The organism is Bradyrhizobium sp. USDA 372 (assembly GCF_053629095.1).
Window position 1 is genome coordinate 3,639,597 of sequence record NZ_JBRJHR010000001.1, and the last position, 21,021, is coordinate 3,660,617.

At 65.4% G+C, this 21,021-nt stretch carries 19 protein-coding genes; 11 read left to right on the forward strand and 8 right to left on the reverse strand.

Features of this window, described 5'->3' with window-relative positions; translation table 11 throughout:
* Positions 1-233: 233 nt before the first annotated feature.
* Entirely contained in the window at positions 234-1,373 is a 1,140-nt protein-coding gene (locus tag AB7M16_RS17290; protein ID WP_453944615.1) for an acyl-CoA dehydrogenase family protein, read from the reverse strand.
* A gap of 149 nt (positions 1,374-1,522) precedes the next feature.
* Entirely contained in the window at positions 1,523-2,737 is a 1,215-nt protein-coding gene (locus AB7M16_RS17295) for an acyl-CoA dehydrogenase family protein (protein WP_453944616.1), read from the reverse strand.
* Between the two features lie 127 nt (positions 2,738-2,864).
* Between AB7M16_RS17295 and AB7M16_RS17300 the strand changes: the two genes are divergently transcribed.
* Positions 2,865-3,410, forward strand: coding sequence for a carboxymuconolactone decarboxylase family protein (locus AB7M16_RS17300; RefSeq protein ID WP_439364888.1), 546 nt, complete (start codon positions 2,865-2,867; stop codon positions 3,408-3,410).
* A gap of 89 nt (positions 3,411-3,499) precedes the next feature.
* Positions 3,500-3,994, forward strand: coding sequence for a VOC family protein (locus AB7M16_RS17305; protein ID WP_212255956.1), 495 nt, complete (start codon positions 3,500-3,502; stop codon positions 3,992-3,994).
* Between the two features lie 294 nt (positions 3,995-4,288).
* On the opposite strand, the gene AB7M16_RS17310 is transcribed toward AB7M16_RS17305, so the two are convergent.
* Entirely contained in the window at positions 4,289-5,617 is a 1,329-nt protein-coding gene (locus AB7M16_RS17310; protein WP_172786195.1) for an MFS transporter, read from the reverse strand.
* A 184-nt stretch (positions 5,618-5,801) separates the two neighbouring features.
* Here AB7M16_RS17310 and cyoA point away from each other — a divergent pair, with 184 nt between their 5' ends.
* Genes cyoA through AB7M16_RS17345 form a run of 7 tightly spaced genes read left to right on the forward strand, consistent with a single transcriptional unit; the run spans position 5,802 to position 12,724 of the window.
* Entirely contained in the window at positions 5,802-6,962 is a 1,161-nt protein-coding gene (gene cyoA / locus AB7M16_RS17315) for a ubiquinol oxidase subunit II (protein WP_453944617.1), read from the forward strand.
* 11 nt (positions 6,963-6,973) lie between these two features.
* On the forward strand, positions 6,974-8,971 hold the full coding sequence (gene cyoB / locus AB7M16_RS17320) for a cytochrome o ubiquinol oxidase subunit I (RefSeq protein ID WP_453944618.1): 1,998 nt from the start codon (positions 6,974-6,976) through the stop codon (positions 8,969-8,971).
* Positions 8,972-9,601 carry a cytochrome o ubiquinol oxidase subunit III gene (gene cyoC / locus AB7M16_RS17325; RefSeq protein WP_453944619.1) on the forward strand — a complete coding sequence of 210 codons (630 nt, stop codon included), beginning with the start codon at positions 8,972-8,974 and terminating at the stop codon, positions 9,599-9,601. It begins immediately after the preceding gene.
* Complete coding sequence (gene cyoD, locus AB7M16_RS17330) at positions 9,598-9,978, forward strand: cytochrome o ubiquinol oxidase subunit IV (RefSeq protein WP_172786199.1); 381 nt, start codon at positions 9,598-9,600, stop codon at positions 9,976-9,978. The genes cyoC and cyoD overlap by 4 nt, the downstream gene beginning before the upstream one ends.
* Positions 9,975-10,826, forward strand: a complete 852-nt coding sequence (locus AB7M16_RS17335; protein WP_453944620.1) for an SURF1 family protein — start codon at positions 9,975-9,977, stop codon at positions 10,824-10,826. Before cyoD ends, AB7M16_RS17335 begins: the two co-directional genes overlap by 4 nt.
* A complete protein-coding gene (locus AB7M16_RS17340) occupies positions 10,798-12,201 on the forward strand; it encodes an ATP-binding protein (protein ID WP_453944621.1) in 1,404 nt (467 codons plus the stop codon). The genes AB7M16_RS17335 and AB7M16_RS17340 overlap by 29 nt, the downstream gene beginning before the upstream one ends.
* Positions 12,191-12,724, forward strand: coding sequence for a response regulator transcription factor (locus AB7M16_RS17345; protein ID WP_025033366.1), 534 nt, complete (start codon positions 12,191-12,193; stop codon positions 12,722-12,724). The genes AB7M16_RS17340 and AB7M16_RS17345 overlap by 11 nt, the downstream gene beginning before the upstream one ends.
* Positions 12,725-12,906: 182 nt before the next feature.
* On the opposite strand, the gene AB7M16_RS17350 is transcribed toward AB7M16_RS17345, so the two are convergent.
* Entirely contained in the window at positions 12,907-13,611 is a 705-nt protein-coding gene (locus AB7M16_RS17350; protein ID WP_453944622.1) for a glutathione S-transferase family protein, read from the reverse strand.
* Between the two features lie 108 nt (positions 13,612-13,719).
* Here AB7M16_RS17350 and AB7M16_RS17355 point away from each other — a divergent pair, with 108 nt between their 5' ends.
* Positions 13,720-14,091 carry a winged helix-turn-helix transcriptional regulator gene (locus AB7M16_RS17355; protein WP_212255946.1) on the forward strand — a complete coding sequence of 124 codons (372 nt, stop codon included), beginning with the start codon at positions 13,720-13,722 and terminating at the stop codon, positions 14,089-14,091.
* Between the two features lie 33 nt (positions 14,092-14,124).
* Positions 14,125-15,513, forward strand: coding sequence for an adenylate/guanylate cyclase domain-containing protein (locus AB7M16_RS17360; RefSeq protein WP_439367557.1), 1,389 nt, complete (start codon positions 14,125-14,127; stop codon positions 15,511-15,513).
* 86 nt (positions 15,514-15,599) lie between these two features.
* Here the strand turns inward: AB7M16_RS17360 and AB7M16_RS17365 are convergent, their stop codons facing one another.
* The 4 genes from AB7M16_RS17365 to AB7M16_RS17380 form a co-directional block, all read right to left on the reverse strand.
* Positions 15,600-16,403, reverse strand: coding sequence for a CarD family transcriptional regulator (locus AB7M16_RS17365; protein ID WP_453944623.1), 804 nt, complete (start codon positions 16,401-16,403; stop codon positions 15,600-15,602).
* A gap of 344 nt (positions 16,404-16,747) precedes the next feature.
* A complete protein-coding gene (fdxA, locus tag AB7M16_RS17370; protein WP_018643465.1) occupies positions 16,748-17,086 on the reverse strand; it encodes a ferredoxin FdxA in 339 nt (112 codons plus the stop codon).
* Positions 17,087-17,218: 132 nt separating this feature from the next.
* Positions 17,219-17,470, reverse strand: coding sequence for an RNA-binding S4 domain-containing protein (locus AB7M16_RS17375; RefSeq protein WP_453947215.1), 252 nt, complete (start codon positions 17,468-17,470; stop codon positions 17,219-17,221).
* A 22-nt stretch (positions 17,471-17,492) separates the two neighbouring features.
* Positions 17,493-20,906 carry a helicase-related protein gene (locus AB7M16_RS17380; RefSeq protein ID WP_172786206.1) on the reverse strand — a complete coding sequence of 1,138 codons (3,414 nt, stop codon included), beginning with the start codon at positions 20,904-20,906 and terminating at the stop codon, positions 17,493-17,495.
* Between the last annotated feature and the right edge of the window lie 115 nt (positions 20,907-21,021).

Consider the following 21,021-nt stretch of genomic DNA (forward strand, 5'->3'; position numbering starts at 1 on the left):
AAGCAATCCAGACTGTCTCCACGGCAAGATTCTGGATTGCTTCGCTGCGCTCGCAATGACGAGATTGGGGCAAGCGCTCTCTACACTCTCAACTGTCATCGCCCGGCTCGACCGGGCGATCCAGTATGCCAGAGACTTCAAACGTATGCGGAGAGGCCGCGGCGTACTAAGTCGCCCGGTCAAGCCGGGCGACGACACCGAGGGTGTGGCGCGCCTCGCGCCCCAACCCCGCCTCAATACCCCCGCGACCGTGCCAGCTGCTCGGTGTGGTAGTTCGCGTCGCCGAACAGCTCCTCGCAGACCCGCGCGCGCTTCATGAAGAAGCCGATGTCGAACTGGTCGGTCATGCCCATGCCGCCGTGCATCTGCACGCCTTCCTGCACCGCGCGCGTGGCGGTGGTGCCGGCGCGCGCCTTGGCGACGGCGACGGCGGGCGTGGCCTTGACGACGTCGGCATCCAGCGCCTGCAGCGCCTTCATGGTGGCGGCGCGGGTGATCTCGATGTCGATATAGAGCTCGGCGGCGCGATGCTGCAGCGCCTGGAATTCGCCGATCAGCTTGCCGAATTGTTTGCGGCTCTTCAGATACTCGACGGTGCGGTTGAACACTTCATCGCTGAGGCCGACCATTTCGGCAGCGACCGCGCCGCGGCCGATATCGAGCACGCCATCGAGCAGGCCGGCCGCCTGGTCGACCTCGCCGAGCACGCTGTCGGCATCGACCTCGACATTGGCAAATTCGATCCGCGCCGCATTGTGCGCATCGACCATGATGGTGCGCTCGATCGCAACGCCTTTGGCTTTGGGATTGACCAGGAACAGCGTCAGGCCCTCGCGCTCGCCGGCGGTGCCCGCGGTGCGGGCGGCGACGATGAGGAGATCGGCGACATGACCGTCGACCACCAGCGCCTTGGCGCCTGATAGCTTGAAGCCGTTGCCGGCGCGCACGGCCTGCAAGCTGGTCTGCAGCGGGCGATGCTTGGCGCCCTCGTCGATCGCGAGCGTCGCGAGCAGCGAGCCGCTCGCGATCCTCGACAAATATTCCGATTTCTGCGCGGCATTGCCGCCGCGGGACAGCGCCGAGGCCGCCACGACGGACGTCGCAAGGAACGGCGATGGCATCAAAGTCCGGCCGATCTCCTCCATGATGATTCCGGCTTCGACGTAGCCGAGCCCGCTGCCGCCGAACTCTTCCGGCACGAGCAAGCCGGCAAAGCCCATCTCGGCGAAGGAATGCCAAAGCTCCTTGGAGAAGCCGGTGGGGTCCTTGCTGTCGCGCAAGTGACGCAGGTGCGACACCGGCGCCTTGTCGCTGATCAGCCCGCGCGCGGAGTCGCGGAGCATGGATTGTTCTTCGGTGAGGACGAGGGCCATGTGCGTGTTTCCGATTCGAAATCTATGTTGTCTCGTCATTCCGGGATGGCCCGAAGGGCCAGGCCCGGAATCCATACTCCCGACTGGTGGCTATGGATTCCGGGCTCGCGCTTCGCGCGCCCCGGAATGACGGGTGGTGAGAGCGTGGCTCACGCCCCCGGCAGATCCAGGATGCGCTTGGCGACGATGCCGAGCATGACCTCGCTCGTGCCGCCCTCGATCGAATTGGCTTTGGTGCGCAGCCAGGCGCGCGGGCGCGCGCCCTGCCTGGAGCGCTCGCTCTCCCATTCCAGCGCATCGACGCCGCCGGCCGACATCAGGATCTCGTGGCGGCGCTTGTTGAGCTCGGTGCCGTAATATTTCATCGCCGAGGAAAACGCCGGATGCGCCTGCCCGGCCTTGGCGAGATCGACCGCGCGCTCGGCGCAGGCAGCCAGCGCGGCCTCATCGACGTCGAAGCTGGCGATCTTGCCGCGCAGCATGGCATCATCGAGCTGCCCCAGCGCATCGGTGCCGACGGAGTCGGCCGCGATCTGGCCGAGGGGACGGCCGACGCCGCGCTCGCCCATGCCTGAGATCATCGCGCGCTCGTGCTGGAGCAGATATTTCGCGACGTCCCAGCCGCGGTTGATGGTGCCGACCACATGCGATTTCGGCACGCGGACGCCGTCGAAGAAGGTTTCGCAGAACGGCGAATAGCCGGAGATCAAGAGAATCGGCTTGGTCGAGACACCCTTCGAGGTCATGTCGAACAGGATGAAGCTGATGCCGTCGTGCTTCTTCGCGGTGGGATCGGTGCGGACGAGGCAGAAGATCCAGTCGGCGTAGTTGGCGTAGGACGTCCAGATCTTCGAGCCCGTGATGACGAAGTCGTCGCCATCGCTCTCGGCCCGGGTCTGGAGCGAAGCGAGGTCGGAGCCGGCGCTCGGCTCGGAATAGCCCTGGCACCAGCGGATCTCGCCCGCCGCGATCTTCGGCAGGTGCTCCTTCTTCTGTGCGTCGTTGCCGTATTTGAGCAGCGCCGGCCCGAGCATCCAGATGCCGAAGCTCGACAGCGGCGGCCGCGCGCCGATCCGCGCCATCTCGGCGCGCAGCACCTTGTGCTCGGCAGCGCTTAAGCCCCCGCCGCCATATTCCCTCGGCCAATCCGGTACGGTCCAGCCCTTGTCGCGCATGCGCTCGAACCAGATGCGCTGCGGCTCGGAGGAGAATTTGGCGTTGCGTCCGCCCCAGAACACGTCGGCGTCCGACGTTGCAGGCTTGCGCATCTCCGGCGGACAATTGGCTTCCAGCCAGGCGCGTGTCTCGGTGCGGAATGTGTCGAGATCGGCGGATTCAGAATCGCTGGTCTTGAGGTCGTTCATTGGTCGTTTCCATCACTCAAAATTCGAATTGTTGTCGCCGAGTCTGGGCCAAGCCCCCGCGGAATTCAACCAATTATCGGTTATAGTCGCCGCGAGGGCGAGCCTTGAAAACAAAGAGGAAACGACAATGCGCCTGAAGCTTCTTTCGCCTGGCGAAATGAACGAGAGCCAGCGGCAGACCTATGACGAGTCGATCGCCGGCAAGCGCGGCAAGCCGCCGGCGCCGATGATGGCCTGGCTGAACAGCCCCGAGATGGCGCGTCATGCCACGCGGCTCGGCGAGGTGCTGCGCTTCGACACGATCTTCCCGGCGAAGCTCTCGGAGATCGCGATCCTGGTGACGGCGCGGCACTGGACCGCGCATTACGAATGGTATGCGCACAAGCGCCTGGCGCTTGCCGGCGGCATGAAGCCTGAGATCATCGCGGCGATCCGCGACCGCCGCACGCCCGACTTCGACGATCCCGAGGGGAAGATGATCTACGATCTCGCAAAGTCGCTGCATGAGGGCCACGGCGTCGAGAAGGGCCTCTACGACGAGGCGGTGAAGCTGCTCGGCGAACGCGGCGTGGTCGAGGTGATCGGGCTGTGCGGCTATTACACGCTGGTGTCGATGACGCTGAACACGTTCGAGTTCGGCCTGCCCGAGGGCGAGGTATCGGAGCTGGCATAGTTTCCCATTCGGAAACGATGGGTTTCGCGTTTGGCCGTAGCACCGGCTCGGGGCCGGGCTTACGTGCATGTTTTCGATGGAGCATTCACATGTCGCAAAGCCCCGCCATTCCTGCCGGCACCAGGATCGGCCATGTCCACCTCAAGGTCGCTGACCTCGATCGTGCGCTCGGCTTCTATTGCGGCGTGCTCGGCTTCGAGCTGATGCAACGGATGGGCTCGGGCGCAGCCTTCATCTCGGCCGGCGGCTATCATCACCACATCGGGCTCAACACCTGGGAGAGCAAGGGCGGCTCGCCGCCACCGCCAGGCACGACCGGGCTCTATCACACCGCGATCCTGTTTCCGACGCGGCCTGCGCTGGCGGATGCGCTGCATCGGGTGCTCACGGCCGGCATTGCGCTCGATGGCGCCAGCGACCACGGCGTCAGCGAGGCGCTTTACCTGCGCGACCCCGACCAGAACGGCGTGGAGCTGTATTGGGACAAGCCGCGGGAGCAATGGCCGTTCGGGCCTGACGGGAAGCTCGCGATGGTCACCAAGCGGCTGGATGTCGAAGCGCTGCTGAGGCAGCGGCAGGGGTGAAATGCCTAGAGCGGAATGGCTTTAGGTTGAATCGAATGCCACGGACTCGGTGCAACCTCTCCCGCTTGCGGGAGAGGTCGGCGCGTCCGGGCGATGCGAAGCATCGTCCCGCGCGCCGGGTGAGGGCTTTCTCCTCTTGGGGGTTGTCCCATTGCGGAAGCACCCTCTCCCCAACCCTCTCCCGCAAGCGGGAGAGGGAGCGCACCTCCGTCATTGCGCGATCAAGCCTCATTTCGTCGCGCTGATGGGCACGGCGCGACGTGCGCCTTTGCCCACCCTGCATGCGCCGAGCGATCAGCGCCCGGCGTCCATGTCGCCCGCCTCGCGCTGGCCGCTGAGCCAGAGCGCGAGCAGGGTCCAGAACGCGCCCGACAACAGGTACGCACCCGAGGCGATGACGCCGAGATTGGTGGCGAGCAGCAGCGCGACCAGCGGGGCGAAGCCGGCGCCGAACAGCCAGGCCATGTCGGAGGTCAGCGCTGACGCCGTGTAGCGGTACATCTGCCTGAAGTTCGAGGCGATCGCACCCGACGACTGGCCAAAGGAGAGTCCGAGCAGGATGAAGCCGATCACCATGTAGATGGTCTCGCCGAACGCACCGGCGTCGAGCAGCTGCGGCGCGAAGCCGCTGTAGACCGCGATCGCGATCGCCGATCCCATCAAGAGCGACTTGCGGCCGACGCGGTCGGCGATGATCCCGGAGGCCACGATCGCGGCGACGCCGAACACCGCGGCGACGATCTCGATGATCAAGAAGCGCACCGGGCTTTCGCGGGTGAACAGGAACACCCAGGACAGCGGAAACACCGTGACCATGTGGAACAGCGCAAAGCTCGCCAGCGGCGCGAAGGCCCCCAGCATGATGTTCTGGCCTTCGCGCGCAACCGTCTCCGAGATGCGCGCGGGCTGCAATTCGCGGCTCTCGAACAGCGAGGCGTATTCTTCCGTCGTCACCATGCGCAGGCGCGCGAACAGCGCCACGACGTTGATGGCAAAGGCAACGAAGAACGGATAGCGCCAGCCCCAGTCGAAGAAATCATCGGCCGAGAGCAGGCCGGCAAAATAGGCGAACAGCGCGCTCGCCACGATCAGCCCGAGCGGCGCCCCGAGCTGCGGCACCATCGCGTACCAGCCGCGCTGGGAGGCCGGCGCATTCAGCGCCAGCAGCGAAGCCATGCCGTCCCAGGCGCCGCCCCAGGCCAGACCCTGCGCGATGCGCGCCAGCGCCAGCAGCCAGATCGCAGCGACGCCGATCTCGTGATAGCCGGGCAGGAATGCGAGCGCGACGGTAGCGGTCCCGAGCAGGAACAGCGCCGACACCAGCTTGGCCGTCTTGCCGTATTCCCGGTCGATGGTCATGAAAATGACGGTGCCGATCGGACGGGCCATGAAGGCCAGCGCGAAGACCATGAATGAATAGAGCGTGCCGGTCAGCTCGCTCGCGAACGGGAACACCAGGCGCGGAAACACGATCACCGAGGCGATCGCGAAGACGAAGAAGTCGAAGAATTCCGAGGTGCGGCCGATGATGACGCCGATGGCGATCTCGCCGGGACTGGCCTGGTCGTGGCCGTGCTCGCCCGTGTGGAGGTCTGCCATTGCGGGGGTCTGTGCCGTCGCCATTCGTGCGCCCTTAACGTCCTGAAAACCAAAGCCGACCGCCCGGCGCGGGACGCCAGGCAATCTGCCCCTGTCTGACCCAACCTCCCGCATTGCAACATTGGACAAATTGTCCAATGTCCGGATTGTTGCGCCGCAGCTACCCGTTGGCTCCGCAAAGGAAACTCATTCTCATAAGGCTCGGCCCGTGTCTCGTCTCAAGATCCTGGCGCTACTACCTCTGGCTGCCGCGCTCAGCGGCTGCGACTACGTCGTGCTGGCGCCCGCCGGCGATATCGCCGCGCAGCAGCGCGACCTCGTCATCATCTCCACCGTCCTGATGCTCCTGATCGTCGTGCCCGTGATGGCGTTGACGGTGCTGTTCGCCTGGCGCTACCGCCAGTCCAACACCGAGGCCCGCTACGAGCCGGACTGGGATCACTCGACCAAGCTCGAGCTGGTGATCTGGTCGGCGCCGCTCTTGATCATCGTTTGCCTCGGCGCGCTGACCTGGATGGGCACGCATCTGCTCGACCCCTATCGCACGCTCGGCCGCATTCATGCCGAGCGCGCCGTGGACCAGTCCAAGGCCCCGCTCGAGGTCGACGTGGTCGCGCTCGACTGGAAGTGGCTCTTCATCTATCCGGACTACGGCATCGCCACGGTCAATGAGCTCGCAGCTCCGGTCGACCGCCCGATCACCTTCCGCATCACCGCGTCCTCGGTGATGAACTCGTTCTACATTCCCGCGCTCGCCGGCCAGATCTACGCGATGCCGGGCATGGAGACCAAGCTCCACGCCGTCGTCAACCACGCCGGCACCTACAAGGGCTTTTCGGCGAACTATAGCGGCGCCGGCTTCTCCGGCATGCACTTCAACTTTAGGGGACTCGACGACAAGGGCTTTGACGCCTGGATCGCGAGCGCCAAGTCCGCCGGCGGCTCGCTCGGCCGCGCCGAATATCTCCAGCTGGAGAAGCCCAGCCAGAACGAGCCGGTGCGGCGCTGGGGCACCGTCGATGCCGATCTCTACCGCCTGATCCTCAACATGTGCGTCGAGACCGGCAAGATGTGCCAGAGCGAGATGATGGCCATCGACGCCAAGGGCGGCAACGGCCATCAGGGCCTGAACAACACGCTGCCGCTCACCTACGACAAGTATGCCCGCCGCGGCGCCCCGCTCGGGCCCGAGCCGAGCTTCGTCGCCAGCACCTGCACGCCGGATGCGCCGCAGGGCAAGACCACCGCGTCGATCACGGCGCCCGTGGACACCGCGCCGTTGCTCGGCGCCGGCCTGAAGCGGCCGACCTTCACGCCGCTGAAGTCCTCGTCCTTCTTCCTCGGACAGCGTCCGAAGTCTGATTCCTAAAGAGAACGCGCATGTCTCCTGATCTTCTCAAGCTCATCTTCGGCCGGCTCGGCCTCGAATCGCTGCCGCTGCACGAGCCGATCGTCGTCGGCACCTTCGTGGTGGTGGCGCTCGGCGGCGCGGCACTGCTCGGCGGCCTCACTTATTTCCGCCTCTGGGGCTATCTCTGGCGCGAATGGTTCACCACGGTGGACCACAAGCGCATCGGCATCATGTACATGATCCTCGGCATCGTGATGCTGCTGCGCGGCTTTGCCGACGCGCTGATGATGCGCGGCCAGCAGATGCTGGCCTTTGGCGGCTCCGAAGGCTATCTCAACGCCCATCACTACGACCAGGTCTTCACCGCCCACGGCGTGATCATGATCTTCTTCGTGGCGATGCCGCTGGTCACGGGCCTGATGAACTACGTCGTGCCGCTGCAGATCGGCGCGCGCGACGTCTCGTTCCCGTTCCTGAACAATTTCAGCTTCTGGATGACGGTCGGCGGCGCGGTGCTGGTGATGGCCTCGCTGTTCATCGGCGAATTCGCCCGCACCGGCTGGCTGGCTTATCCGCCGCTGTCGAACATCGGCTACAGTCCCGACGTCGGCGTCGACTATTACATCTGGGCGCTGCAGGTCGCCGGCGTCGGCACGACGCTATCCGGCATCAACCTGATCTGCACCATCGTCAAGCTGCGCTGCCCCGGCATGACCATGATGAAGATGCCGGTGTTCACCTGGACCTCGCTCTGCACCAACGTGCTGATCGTCGCCTCCTTCCCGGTCCTGACCGTGGTGCTCGCGCTGCTGTCGCTCGACCGCTATGTCGGCACCAACTTCTTCACCAACGATTTCGGCGGCAGCCCGATGATGTACGTGAACCTGATCTGGATCTGGGGCCACCCCGAGGTCTACATCCTGGTTCTCCCGGCGTTCGGCATCTTCTCCGAGGTCACCTCGACCTTCTCGGGCAAGCGGCTGTTCGGCTACACCTCGATGGTCTACGCCACCGTCGTCATCACCATCCTGTCGTACCTGGTGTGGCTGCACCACTTCTTCACGATGGGCTCGGGCGCCAGCGTCAACTCATTCTTCGGCATCACCACGATGATCATCTCGATCCCGACGGGCGCGAAGATGTTCAACTGGCTGTTCACGATGTATCGCGGCCGCATCCGCTACGAGCTGCCGATGATGTGGACCATCGCCTTCATGCTGACCTTCGTGATCGGCGGCATGACCGGCGTGCTGCTCGCGGTGCCGCCGGCCGACTTCGTGCTGCACAACAGCCTGTTCCTGATCGCGCACTTCCACAACGTGATCATCGGCGGCGTGGTGTTCGGCGCGTTCGCCGGCATCAATTACTGGTTCCCGAAGGCGTTCGGCTTCAAGCTCGATCCGTTCTGGGGCAAGATGTCGTTCTGGTTCTGGGTCACCGGCTTCTACCTGGCCTTCATGCCGCTCTACGTGCTCGGCCTGATGGGCGTGACCCGCCGCCTGCGCGTGTTCGACGATCCGTCTTTGCAGATCTGGTTCGTCATCGCCGCGATCGGTGCCGTGTTCGTCTTCATCGGCATTCTCTCGATGCTGATGCAGTTCGCGGTCAGCCTGCTCAAGCGCGAGCAGCTCAAGGACGTCACCGGCGATCCCTGGGATGCCCGCACGCTGGAATGGGCGACCTCCTCGCCGCCGCCGGACTACAACTTCGCCTTCACCCCCGTCGTTCACGACAATGACGCGTGGTGGGACATGAAGCGGCGCGGCTACCAGCGTCCGCTCACCGGGTTCAGGCCGATCCACATGCCCAGCAGCACCAGCACCGGCGTCATTCTCGCCGGCCTCGCCACCGCGATGGGATTCGGCCTGATCTGGTACATCTGGTGGCTGGCGGCTGTGAGCTTCATCGCGATGCTCGCCGTCGGGATCGGCCACACCTTCAACTATCACCGCGACTTCGACATTCCGGCTGAGGACGTCATCCGGACCGAGGACGCGCGCACCAAACTGCTCGCCGGAGCCAAGTAAATGACCGTTGCCGTCAATCCCTCGCAGACCGGCGAGCCGGTCTTCTACCTCGCCGACGAGCATCCGCATCCGGAAGGCTGGAGCACGTCGCTCGGCTTCTGGATCTACCTGATGAGCGACTGTCTCATCTTCGCGATCCTGTTCGCCACCTTCGGCGTGCTCGGCGGCAATTACGCCGCCGGGCCCGCGCCGAAGGACCTGTTCGACCTGAACCTGGTCGCGGTGAACACCTCGATGCTGTTGCTGTCGTCGATCACCTACGGCTTTGCGATGCTGACCATGCAACAGTACAAGGTCGCGCAGACGCAAGTTTGGCTCGCGATCACCGGTCTGTTCGGGGCCGCGTTCATCGGCATCGAGCTCTTCGAGTTCGCCCACATGATCCACGAGGGCGCCACGCCGCAGCGCAGCGCCTTCCTCTCCGCCTTCTTCACCCTGGTCGGCACCCACGGCCTGCACGTCACCTGCGGCCTGATCTGGCTGGTGACGCTGATGGTGCAGGTCGGAAAGCTCGGCCTGATCGAGGCCAACCGCCGCCGCCTGATGTGCCTGTCGATGTTCTGGCACTTCCTCGACGTGGTCTGGATCGGCGTCTTCACCTTCGTCTATCTCCTGGGAGTTCTGCGATGAACACCGATACCCACGCAGCCGGCGCGCACGACCATCACCACGAGGGCGGCCACGCCCACAGCACGTTCTCGGGCTACATGCTCGGCTTCGTGCTCTCGGTCGTGCTCACCGCGATCCCGTTCTGGCTGGTGATGAGCGGCGTGCTGCCGAGCAAGCAGATCACCGCGCTGGTGATCATGGCCTTCGCGGTCGTGCAGATCGTCGTGCACATGGTCTACTTCCTGCACATGAACACGACGTCCGAGAACGGCTGGACCATGATGGCGCTGATCTTCACCATCGTGATGGTGGTGATCGCACTGTCGGGTTCGCTGTGGGTGATGAGCCACCTCAACAGCAACATGATGCCCATCCACCAGATGAGCGGCATGAAGTGAACGATATCGGGACCGTGACGGGCAAGACCGTAGATGCGCGCAGCGAGGCTGCGCGGTCCCCGTCCTTGTGGCTCACGGTCCTCTCGCTCGTTGCTTTTGTGCTTCTGATCGCGCTGGGCGTCTGGCAGGTCGAGCGCCGCGCCTGGAAGCTGGCGCTGATCGACCGGGTCGAGCAGCGCGTCCACGCGCCGGCGCAGCCGATCCCCTTGCCAGCGGCGTGGCCCGCCGTCAGCGCCGCGAGCGACGAATACAGGCACGTCAGCCTCAGCGGGCGCTTTCTGCATGACGGCGAGACACTGGTTCAGGCCGTCACCGAGGAAGGCCCCGGCTATTGGGTGCTGACCCCGCTTCAGCGCGACGACGGCACGCTGGTGCTGATCAACCGCGGCTTCGTGCCGTCCGAGCGGCGCGACGCATCGACGCGCCGGGACGGCGATCCCGAAGGTCGGGTGGAGATCACCGGCCTCCTGCGCATCACCGAGCCGAAGGGCGGCTTTCTCCGGAATAACGTGCCCCAGCACAACCGCTGGTACTCGCGGGACGTCGCCGCCATCGCGGCGGCACGCGGCCTTCGCGAGGTCGCGCCCTTCTTCGTGGATGCCGACGCCGGATCACAAATTGCCGGCGGCCCAATCGGCGGATTGACCGTGATCCGCTTTCCCAATAACCACCTGATCTACGCGCTGACGTGGTTTGCTCTGGCTTTCATGCTGGCCGGCAGACTTTTCGTCACATTCGGCGGCGGGCTGTTCCGCCGCAAGCGCTTCGTCCACGACAAGGCCGGCGGCTCGGATGCCGTCGCCCGCAGGACGGGATCAGATGCTGGAACGATCGTCGAGCCGACCTGACGACGGGAAGACGCTTTCCCAGACGCTTGGGCGTGACGGGCAAGCCGTCACGCTGCAATCGCAGGCCGACGCGCGCAGCGAACTGATCGGCACCACGCCGACCGACGACGAGACCAACCGCAAGAACATGGCGCTGCTGATCCAGCTGCGCTGGACCGCGGTGGTCGGTCAGATCGTGACCATCGGTGTCGTGCATTTCGGCTTGGGCATCCCCCTGCCGCTGGAGCGGATGGGCGCGGTGATCGGCGCGCTGGTGCTGCTCAACGTCTCCAGCCTGGTCTGGGTGCGCCATCGCGCCGCGATCACCAACAACGAGCTGTTGGTCGCCTTGATGCTGGACGTCGCCGCGCTGACCGCGCAGCTTTATCTCTCCGGCGGCGCCACCAATCCCTTCACCTCGCTGTTCCTGCTCCAGGTGACACTCGGCGCGGTGCTGCTCGATGCCCGCTCGACCTGGTCGCTGGTGGCCCTGACCTGCGCGAGCTTCGTCTGGCTGACCCTGGCCTACCGGCCGCTCGATCTGCCACCCAATCCATTGAGCGAGACCTATACGCTCACGGTGCTCGGCATGCTCCTGGGCTTCGTGCTCAACGCCGTCCTGCTCGTCGTGTTCGTCACCCGCATCAACCGAAATTTGCGCGAGCGCGACGCCCATCTGGCGGCGCTGCGCCAGCATGCCGCCGAGCAGGACCATATCGTGCGCATGGGCCTGCTCGCCTCCGGCGCGGCGCATGAGCTCGGCACGCCGCTCGCCTCGCTCTCGGTGATCCTCAGCGATTGGCGCCGCATGCCCGATCTTGCCGCCGATCAGGAGCTTGCCGAGGACCTCGCTGAAATGGAGACGTCGCTGCAGCGCTGCAAGTCGATCGTCACCGGGATCCTGGTGTCGGCGGGCGAAGCGCGCGGTGAAGGCTCCTCGCCGACGACGGTGACGGCCTTCGTCACGGCGCTGGTCGATGAATGGCGCAATGCGCGCTCGGCCCGCACGCTCTACTTCGTCAACACCTTCGGCGAGGACGTCGCGATCGTCTCGGACGTCGCGCTGAAGCAGGTCATCTTCAACGTGCTCGACAACGCCTATGAGGTCTCGCGCGAATGGGTCGAGCTCGTCGCCGAGCGCGAGGGCGACAATCTCGTGCTGTCGATCTCCGACCGCGGCCCCGGCTTTGCGCCGGAGATGCTGGCGCAGCTGGGCAAGCCCTACCAGTCGAGCAAGGGCCGCGCCGGCGGCGGGCTCGGCCTGTTCCTGGTGGTGAACGTCGTGCGCAAATTGGGGGGCACCGTGACCGCCGAGAACCACAGGAAGCGCGGCGCCACCGTGCGCCTGACGCTGCCGCTTGCAACATTGGCGATCGGAGGGAATTTTGACGCCTGACCGTTCGCTCATCGTCGTCGAGGACGATGCGGGCTTTGCGCGCACGCTGAAGCGCTCGTTCGAGCGCCGCGGCTACGAGGTCGTGCTCGCCGCCTCGATCGAGGAGGTGCGCCAGGTGCTGGAGGAACGCTCCTTCGGTCATGCCGTCGTCGACCTCAAGCTCGGCGGCGCCTCGGGACTTGCCTGCGTCGAGCTGTTGCACACGCACGATCCCGACATGCTGATCGTGGTGCTGACCGGCTTTGCCAGCATCTCCACCGCCGTCGAGGCGATCAAGCTGGGGGCCTGCCACTATCTGGCAAAGCCGTCGAACACCGACGACATCGAGGCCGCCTTCCACAAGGCCGAAGGCAACGCCGAGGTCGCGCTCGATACGCGGCCGACCTCGATCAAGACGCTGGAATGGGAACGCATCCACCAGACCTTGATCGAGACCGAGTTCAACATCTCGGAGGCGGCCCGCCGGCTGGGCATGCACCGGCGGACGCTGGCGAGGAAGCTCGAGAAGCGCCCGGTGAAGTAGGCGGGCTATCGGATTTGAGAGCATTCCCTGCGGCCATCCTTCGAGACGCCCGCTTTAGGCGGGCTCCTCAGGATGAGGACGGAGTGCGTGGCTGCAGTTTCAACGAGCACTGAAGCTGACTAGCCTCATCCTGAGGAGGCGCGTAAGCGCCGTCTCGAAGGACGAGGCGTGCACACCGGCCGCTATTTGCCGAACCGCGCAATCAATTCGGTCAGCGCGACGTGGCCTGTGCACAACTCCGTTCCCGGATCAGAGCCGCCGACCTCCAGAGCGGTGGCGTAGACGACCGCGGGATCGGCTTCGAGGCCGGCTCGCAGCGCCGCCAGCTTCGGCCAGCGGCTCCTCTCCGCAACCGCGTGGAAGTCGAGCCAGCGCGCGACGCCGACGAGCACGGCGTCGGCGAGGGTCGGCCGCTCTCCGAGCAGGAATTGCCGCGTTTCGATCATCCCTTCGAGCTTGTCATGACGCTCGATGACCCTTGCTGTGCCAAAGGCGCGCAGGGCGGACTTCGTCGCGGGCTGCATGGCTTCGGCTTCCATTGCGGCCCACAGCGGCGCGAAGGCGGCGGTGAAACCGGTATTCACGAATGCCATGAGCTGACGCATGCGATCGGCTTCCCGCGACAGCGGATCGAAGCTGATGCGACGTTCGAGATCCCTGGCTTCGAGCCAGGCCGCAATAGCCATGGTTTCCGTCAGCACCTCGCCCTGCTCGGTGACGAACACCGGCGTCTCATGTCGCGGATTGATACGGGCGTATGACGGGCTTCGCATCTCGCCCATCATGTCGACCCGGCACAGCCGATATGGCTTGCCCAGCCATTCGAGCGCCGCGACGAGCCCCATGGAGCTTCCCTTCGGGAAGCCGTAGAGTAGAATTGGGTCCATGATCCATTCTCCGTGATTTCTGATGATCACGCTGCGCAGCGGTGATGCGACCCTAGTCGCTCGCCGCGTCGAGTAAATTACGAACTTTTTTGTAACCTGGAGGCGCCGATGAAGGATCTCGTGTCGAGATGTCCCATCGAGGAAGTGATGCAGGTTCTGAGCGGCCGCTGGCCGACGCTGCTGATCTATTATTTGAAGCAGGGCACCAAGCGCTTCAGCGACTTGCGCCGCGACAATCCGACCATTTCACACCGAATGCTCGCACTCGAGCTTCGCAAGCTGGAGGACGCCGGCATCGTAAGCCGCACTGAATTCGGCGGATATCCGCTGCGCGTCGAGTACGATCTGACGTCTGCCGGTCACGCACTCGTGCCATTGATCGATGCCTTGGGGAACTGGTGGACGTCGGTTGCGGCCGCAGCTGACGGAGAGGCCCGTCGTGATGAAATCGGCGTCTCGGCAAGGACGCAGCGGCCTTGAAGCGAAGGCCCAAGTGAGGAGACTGCCGTGACAATGCTCGTCGAGCGATTCAACCTGCCGGCTGCGCTTTCGCCGGCGCCGAGCAAGCGCGATGCCGAAACAGTTCAGTTCGCGCAGGCCGCGCTGACGTCCGCCAAGCGGGAAGGCCTGCAACTCGCGGTTCGGGCGCGCTATGTCGCCCTCGTCGTCATTGCCTGCCTGCTGCTGATGATCAACCCGGCCTGGGAGCAGCTCTATTACGTGGCGCTGCTCGGCTTGTTCGCACTGATCGGTTGGGCCCAGGTCAGGGTCGGGCGGGTGGGCGTGTCGCGGCCGGAATTGGCGCTCCTGTTTTGCGACTTGGCGCTGCTGACGTGCGTCATCGTGATTCCCAATCCGTTCGGAGCTCCGCATTGGCCGGTCGCGATGCAGTACCATTTCGGCAACTTCATCTATTTCTTCGTGCTGCTCGCAGGCGCCACGCTGGCCTATACCTGGCGGACCGTCATTGCGGTCGGCGGCTGGACGGCTACGCTCTGGATCATCGGCATGGCCTGGGTGTGGTGGCAACCCGATCGCGATCCTGCGCTGACGGCCCGCATCGCGGCCGCGGCAGGCAGCGATCAGCGCTTGTTGGCGATGATCTCGCCCAGCGAGATCGGATTCCACATTCGCATCCAGGAGATGGTCGTATTCATGATCGTGGCCATGACTTTAGCGCTCGCGGTCCGCCGCAGCAACGACCTCTTGATCCGGCATGCCGCGGTGGAGCGCGAGCGCGGCAACCTCGCACGCTACTTCTCGCCCAATGTCGTGGCGGAATTGTCGCAGCAGGACGAGCCGCTGAAGCAGGTGCGCACGCAACACGTCGCGGTGCTGTTCGTCGACATCGTCGGCTTCACCGCCTTTGCTGACGCGCGCTCGCCGCAGGAGGTGGTGCGAACGTTGCGCGAATTCCACGGATTGATGGAGCAGGAGGTATTCCGCCACAGCGGCACGCTCGACAAATATCTCGGGGACGGATTGATGGCGACGTTCGGCACGCCCTTCGCGGGCGAGCGCGACGCCAGCAACGCGCTGCGATGTGCCCAGGCGATGATCGCCGCGGCGGACCGATGGAACGATCGGCGCGCAGCGTCAGGCGAGCCAAAGCTGCGCGTGAGCTTCGGCTTACACTATGGGCCGGTGGTGCTCGGCGACCTCGGGCAGACCTGTCTGGAATTCGCCGTGATCGGCGCGACCGTCAACGTGGCCAGCCGCCTCGAGGCCCTGACCCGCGCCTTCGACTGCGCGCTGGTGGCAAGCGACGATCTCGTCAGCCAGGCGAAGGCCGAGCTTGCCGGCGCGGCCGCAACGTTTCAGTCATTGGAGGCGCGAGAGCCGCAGGCGGTGCGCGGTATTCAGCAGCCGATCTCGATCTGGACCCAGCCGCGCGGCGCGTAGAGCGAACTCCCCGCTGCGGAAGGAAGCCAAACAAAAAGCCCGGCCATTCGGCCGGGCTTTTGATGGCTTGCGCAGAACGAAGCTGCTTACGCGGCCTCGTCGGCGACGGTGCTGTCGTCGCCATCGGTATCGTCCTCGGCATCCGTGTCGGCTTCGCCGTCGGCGGCTTCCGCCTTGGCGTTGGTGCGCCGCGGGCTCTTGGCGAGCTGGGCCTCGATCTCCTTGACCGCTTCGGTCTCGGTCGAGTGCTGCACCACCGCGATCTCGCGGGAGAGGCGGTCGAGCGCCGCTTCATAGAGCTGGCGTTCCGAGTAGGACTGCTCGGGCTGCGATTCCGAGCGATAGAGGTCGCGCACCACTTCCGCGATCGCGACGATGTCGCCCGAGTTGATCTTCGCTTCGTATTCCTGGGCGCGGCGCGACCACATGGTGCGCTTGACGCGGGCACGGCCCTTGAGCGTCTCCAGCGCCTTCTTGACCAGCGCCGGATCGGACAGCTTGCGCATGCCGACATTGGCGACCTTGGCGGTCGGCACGCGCAGCGTCATCTTGTCCTTGATGAAGTTGATGACGAACAGCTCGAGCTTCGCACCGGCGATCTCCTGCTCCTCGATGGCCAGGATCTGGCCGACGCCGTGAGCGGGATAGACCACGAATTCATTGGCCTTGAAGCCCTGACGCTGGGTCACGACCTTCTTTTCCTCGACCTTCGGCGCAGCCGCGGGCTTGGCGGCCGGCTTGGCGGCGACGGGAGCCTTGGCGGGCGCAGCAGCAACGGGAGCCTTCGGCGCGGCGGGCTTGGCAGCGGGGGCCTTGGCAGTCACAGGCTTGGCGGCAGCAGGCTTGGCAGCGGTCGCTTTCGCGGCCGGTTTGGCAGTCTTGTTAGGCATTGCGCTTCTTTTGTTCTTCGAGGACTTTGCAGCCGGCGCCTTCGTCGCGGTCCGACCCTTGGATGCGCTACGGCTGGCCGCGGCGACTTTTTTGGCCTCCTTATGGGAAGCCCTCGCTGAAGTACTCTTTTTACGCGTTTTCTGTGACACAGCCTGCGCGCGGAAACTGCCACGCCCCTGTTCGACATTTGGTTTCACGGGAACCCAGAGGGGCCAACGGGGCTGACGGGGTTCGGCTTAATGTGCCCAATATAGCACATTTCCCGCAAAAATCAATGATTTAGGGGTCTTGAGGGCTGGTTTTCGGCGGCAGCGCCGCTATTAGGGTTAAGTTTGGGCGCGAATTAGTCTCCGGAGCCCGGGTTCGGAGAAAAATATTTCTCGAACTTGCCCTCCATGCCGTCGAATTCCTTGGCGTCGGCGGGTGATTCTTTCTTCTGGGTGATGTTCGGCCAGCTCTTGGCGTAATCGGCGTTGACCTGGAGCCACTTTTCCAGCCCCGGTTCCGTGTCCGGCTTGATGGCGTCGGCGGGGCATTCCGGCTCGCACACGCCGCAATCGATGCACTCGTCGGGATGGATGACGAGCATGTTGTCGCCTTCGTAGAAGCAGTCGACCGGGCAGACCTCGACGCAGTCGGTGTACTTGCACTTGATGCAGTTTTCAGTGACGACGTAAGTCATCCAACGCTCCGAAAAGCTCTTTTAAAAGTCGCGGCTTGCCTAGCGCGGATGGCCCGGCGCCGCAAGGTCGGGAAGGCCCGATCATGACGGCTTTGTGTGTTTGATCGATCAAGAAATGAATACCAGGCGCAATTAATTGCGCATCCCGAGCTCCTCGTAGAGCATGCGAGCCGAGGCGGCATCGCCACGGCGCTCGTTGAAGGCGGTGACCTTCAGCACGCGCACGCTGCGATCGAGCGCGATGGTGAGGACATCACCGGCCTTGATCGCGTGGCCCGGCGACGTCTCGCGCACGCCGTTGACGCGGACATGGCCGGTGACGACGAGCTCGGCCGCGGAGGTGCGCGCCTTCACCACCCGCGCGTGCCACAGCCATTTGTCGATGCGCTGCCGCTCTGTCGTGGGGTTACTCCTTGCGCCCCAGCTGCTCTTTCAGCGCGGCGAGCTTGGCGAAGGGCGAGTTCGGATCGATCGGACGATCGCGCTCGCGCGGGTTCGCGCTCGAGGCGTAGGGACGCAGCGACGGACCGGACTCGCGATCTCGGCGGTCACGGCCCTTGTCGCGGTCGCGGCCACGATTGTCGCGGCCCTTGTCGCGATCTCCGCCGAACTTCTTGTTGTCGCGGTTGCGATCGCGATCCTTGTCGCGGTCTCCCTTGCCCTGGAAGCTGCGATTGCGGTCGTCGCGGCGCTCACCGCCCTCGCCGCCTTCACGTGGCTTGCGGAAATCGCGGCGATGGCCGCCATGACGCTGGCGTTCGCCGCGCTTCTCGCCGTCGGCCGACTGCGCAGCCTCGCCTTCAGCAGGCGCACCGGCGGCCTCAGCGCCGGCCTGCGGACGCTGGTTGTGGTGGCGCTGGTGACGATGGCGCTCGTGGCGCGGCTTGCGATCCTCGTGACGGCCGCCGGGACGCCAGACCTCGACGAGCTCGGGCTCGGCGGGTGTCGCCGCGGCTTCGACCGGCGCGGCAGCATCGGGCGAAGCGGCAGCTTCGGTGGCTGCGGTCTCGGCGGCAGCGGCTTCGAGCCCGGCAGCCTCGGTGGACGTCGCAGCCTCTTCTGCAGGCGGCGCGATGCCGGGGGCGTCTTCGGGCGTGACGGGCGCTTCTGAAGCTTCCAGCGCCGGCTCCTCTTGGGCCTCCTCAGGGGCGGGCTCGTCGTGCGGCTCCATGCCCGGCGCGTCTTCGACCGTGACGGCTTCGGCGGCGGCCTCAGCGGCCGGCGCTTCAATCGGCAGGCCGGCAACGGCTTCAGCCGCAGTCTCGGTCGAGGTCTCAGCACTGCCTTCAACGGGCGGCGTCTCGGCCGCGACGGTCTCGGTGACGACCTGCTCGGTCACGACAGGCTTCACCGGCAGCGGCGGGCGCTTCTCCATGCGATAGCCGAGCGCGCGCAGCACGGAGGCAAAATCCTCGCCGGCAGATCCCGTGAGCGAGGTCATCGCCTGCGTCACCACGAAGCTGCGGCCGTCGAACGCGCCGGCGGGCTTTTCGCCCGGCGAATTCTCGCGCCAGGCCAGCGCCGGGCGGATCAGGTCGGCGAGGCGCTCCAGGATGTCGACGCGCACGGCGCGCTCGCCGGCCTGCTTGTAGCCGAGCACGCGATAGGCATCGCGCGGCAGCGCCTTGTCGACCGGGAACGAGGTGCGCCCCGAGGAGGCCAGATGCTGCGCGCCCGAGAGCGCGGACAGATCGACATTGTCCTGCTTCAGCGCCCAGAGCAGCGCGGCGAGCGCACGCGCGGCGGGCTTGAGCAGGCCGGGGAAATAGAGGTGATAGGCGCCGAAGCGGACGCCGTATTTGCGCAAGGTCGCGCGCGAGGGCTGGTCGAGATCCTTCAGCTCGCTGGCAATCTTCGGCCGCTCAAGCACGCCGAGCGCCTCGACCAGCTGATAGGCGATGCCGCGGGCAATGCCGGTGACGTCCTCGGCCTTCGACAGCTCGAACATCGGCCCGAGCAGCTTTTCGATGTGGGTCTTGAGCCAGAGCTCGAGCCGCGCCTGCACCTTGTCGCGGGGGGCGCCGGTCAGGCGCTCGTCCGAGATGATGCGGATGCGCGGATGCAGCGCGTCGTCTGCGGCGGCGAGGCGCGCCACCGCATCGCCGGTCCAGCGGATGATGCCTTCGGACGTCAGCACGAACTGCTCGTCCGGCGCATTGCCCAGCTTTTCGGCGCGCGCGTTGATCTCGCCGGCGAGCACCGCTTGCGCTGCAGCCTGCAAGGCTTTCGCATCGGAGCCGGCTTCCGCCGCATCCGGTGCAAAGGTGAAGCCATCGAGACGGCCGATGACATGGCCTTCGACGATGACTTCGCCGGTCTTGCCGATTTCAGTATTCAAGCTCGTGTTCTCCCGCAGGCGGCGCATCAATACACTGGTCCGGCGATCAACGAAACGCTCAGTCAAGCGTTCATGGAGCGCATCCGATAATTTATTTTCGACCTCCCGCGTGATCCCCTGCCAGCGTTCGGGGTCTTTCAGCCAGTCCGGGCGGTTGGCAACGAAGGTCCAGGTGCGGATCTGGGCGATTCGGGCCGACAGCGTGTCGATATCGCCGTCGATGCGATCGGCCTGGGTAACCTGGGACTCGAACCAGGCATCGGGAATGCAGCCCTTCCGCATCAGGAAGCCGTACAGCGTCGTCACCAGCTCGGCATGGGCGGCCGGCGACAGCTTTCTGTAGTCCGGGACCTGGCAGGCTTCCCAGAGACGCTCCACGGCGGCCTTGCCATGCGCGATATCGCGCACCTCGCCGTCGCGGGCGGCGTGATCGAGCACGCGCATGTCCTCCGCGATCGGCGCGCGCGTCAGCGTCTCGTGGCCGGGGGCGAGGTTCAGCGAGACCTGGAGTGCGCCGAGCGAGGAGAAATCCAGCTTGGAATTGCGCCATTGCAGCACCTTCACGGCATCGAAGGTGTGGTTCTGCAGCGCGTTGACGAGCTCGGGCTCGAACGGCGCACAGCGGCCGGTGGTGCCGAAGGTGCCGTTGCGGGTGGCGCGGCCGGCGCGGCCCGCAATCTGCGCGAACTCGGACGGCGTGAGGCGGCGGAACTGGTAGCCGTCGAACTTGCGGTCGGAGGCAAAGGCGACGTGGTCGACGTCGAGATTGAGGCCCATGCCGACCGCGTCGGTGGCGACGAGATAATCGACGTCGCCGTTCTGGAACATCGCTACTTGCGCGTTTCGTGTGCGCGGCGACAGCGAGCCCAGCACGACGGCAGCGCCGCCGTGCTGGCGGCGGATCAGCTCGGCGATGGCGTAAACTTCATCCGCGGAGAAGGCGACGATGGCGGTGCGGCGCGGCTGGCGCGTGATCTTGCGGTCGCCGGCGAACTCGAGCTGCGACAATCTGGGCCGCGTGATCATGGAAACGCCCGGCAACAGGCGCTCGATGATCGGGCGCATGGTGGCGGCGCCTAACAGCAGCGTCTCGTCGCGGCCGCGGCGGTTGAGGATGCGATCGGTGAAGACGTGGCCGCGTTCGAGATCGGCGGCGATCTGGACCTCGTCGACGGCGAGGAAGGAGACGTCGAGATCCCGCGGCATCGCCTCGACGGTCGAGACCCAATAACGCGGGTTCTTCGGCTTGATCTTCTCCTCGCCGGTGACGAGCGCGACGCTGGCCTCGCCGGCTCTGTCGGCGATCTTGTTGTAGACCTCGCGCGCCAAGAGGCGCAGCGGCAGGCCGATCAGCCCCGAGGGATGCGCCAGCATCCGCTCGATGGCGAGATGGGTCTTGCCGGTGTTGGTCGGCCCGAGCACCGCAGTGACGCCCGCACCGGGTGCGCGCTCGGAGGCGAAGGGGGAGGAGGAAAAAGCCATGTCTGGGGGATTAGGTAATGGCGATTTGGGCGAATGTCAGTGCGGTATGGGGCGGGGAGGGGGCTTGCTCTTCGTTCCTCATCCTTAAGGAGCGCGTCAGCGCGTCTCGAAGGAT

What these genes read in the sequence shown, in the direction of transcription:
- cyoB (WP_453944618.1), top strand. Translation starts at nt 6,974, where the DNA reads ATGTCTCCTGATCTTCTCAAGCTCATCTTCGGCCGGCTCGGCCTCGAA.
- AB7M16_RS17305 (WP_212255956.1), top strand. Translation starts at nt 3,500, where the DNA reads ATGTCGCAAAGCCCCGCCATTCCTGCCGGCACCAGGATCGGCCATGTC.
- AB7M16_RS17350 (WP_453944622.1), bottom strand. Translation starts at nt 13,611, where the DNA reads ATGGACCCAATTCTACTCTACGGCTTCCCGAAGGGAAGCTCCATGGGG.
- AB7M16_RS17365 (WP_453944623.1), bottom strand. Translation starts at nt 16,403, where the DNA reads ATGCCTAACAAGACTGCCAAACCGGCCGCGAAAGCGACCGCTGCCAAG.
- AB7M16_RS17360 (WP_439367557.1), top strand. Translation starts at nt 14,125, where the DNA reads ATGCTCGTCGAGCGATTCAACCTGCCGGCTGCGCTTTCGCCGGCGCCG.
- fdxA (WP_018643465.1), bottom strand. Translation starts at nt 17,086, where the DNA reads ATGACTTACGTCGTCACTGAAAACTGCATCAAGTGCAAGTACACCGAC.
- AB7M16_RS17340 (WP_453944621.1), top strand. Translation starts at nt 10,798, where the DNA reads ATGCTGGAACGATCGTCGAGCCGACCTGACGACGGGAAGACGCTTTCC.
- AB7M16_RS17295 (WP_453944616.1), bottom strand. Translation starts at nt 2,737, where the DNA reads ATGAACGACCTCAAGACCAGCGATTCTGAATCCGCCGATCTCGACACA.
- cyoD (WP_172786199.1), top strand. Translation starts at nt 9,598, where the DNA reads ATGAACACCGATACCCACGCAGCCGGCGCGCACGACCATCACCACGAG.
- AB7M16_RS17380 (WP_172786206.1), bottom strand. Translation starts at nt 20,906, where the DNA reads ATGGCTTTTTCCTCCTCCCCCTTCGCCTCCGAGCGCGCACCCGGTGCG.
- AB7M16_RS17290 (WP_453944615.1), bottom strand. Translation starts at nt 1,373, where the DNA reads ATGGCCCTCGTCCTCACCGAAGAACAATCCATGCTCCGCGACTCCGCG.
- AB7M16_RS17310 (WP_172786195.1), bottom strand. Translation starts at nt 5,617, where the DNA reads ATGGCGACGGCACAGACCCCCGCAATGGCAGACCTCCACACGGGCGAG.
- AB7M16_RS17355 (WP_212255946.1), top strand. Translation starts at nt 13,720, where the DNA reads ATGAAGGATCTCGTGTCGAGATGTCCCATCGAGGAAGTGATGCAGGTT.
- cyoC (WP_453944619.1), top strand. Translation starts at nt 8,972, where the DNA reads ATGACCGTTGCCGTCAATCCCTCGCAGACCGGCGAGCCGGTCTTCTAC.
- AB7M16_RS17300 (WP_439364888.1), top strand. Translation starts at nt 2,865, where the DNA reads ATGCGCCTGAAGCTTCTTTCGCCTGGCGAAATGAACGAGAGCCAGCGG.